Genomic DNA, 429 nt, shown 5'->3' on the forward strand with positions numbered 1-429 from the left:
AGGGCCGAGTTCGGTGAACTGATGGAGCCCGATCCCAAGCTGCTGGAGATCCTGGTGTGCCCGGTGACCAAGGGCACGCTGGTCTATGACCGGGAGAAGCAGGAGCTGGTGTGCAGGAGCGCCGGGCTCGCCTATCCGATCCGCAACGGCGTGCCGATCATGCTGGAAGGCGAGGCGCGCACGCTGAACGATGCGGAGCGCGGCGCGCCATGACGACGGCGGGTGCGGCGCGACCGTGGCCGGTGGAGCTCAGGCTCAACCGCCAGAAGACACAGCTCACGATCGAATACGACAGCGGCGAGCGTTTCGTGCTGCCGGCGGAATATCTGCGCGTGGAGTCGCCGAGCGCCGAGGTGCAGGGACATGGCGCGGGGCAGAAGCAGGTCGTCACCGGGAAAGAGGACGTGACGATCCTGGGTCTCGATCCGG

Annotated in this window: 2 protein-coding genes; both read left to right on the top strand. The window is 67.1% G+C overall.

What is annotated here, in order from left to right; translation table 11 throughout:
• Positions 1-21 precede the first annotated feature (21 nt).
• A complete protein-coding gene (locus F8279_RS30070) occupies positions 22-213 on the top strand; it encodes a Trm112 family protein (protein WP_151501740.1) in 192 nt (63 codons plus the stop codon).
• A partial coding sequence (locus F8279_RS30075) for a gamma-butyrobetaine hydroxylase-like domain-containing protein (protein WP_151501741.1) occupies positions 210-429 on the top strand: 220 nt, incomplete at its 3' end. The genes F8279_RS30070 and F8279_RS30075, both read left to right, overlap by 4 nt.

This window comes from Micromonospora sp. AMSO1212t (assembly GCF_008868145.1).
Classification (GTDB): Bacteria; Actinomycetota; Actinomycetes; order Mycobacteriales; family Micromonosporaceae; genus Micromonospora; species Micromonospora tulbaghiae.

Coding starts and splice junctions, on each gene's coding strand:
- F8279_RS30070 (WP_151501740.1), top strand. CDS start 22: ATGGAGCCCGATCCCAAGCTGCTGGAGATCCTGGTGTGCCCGGTGACC.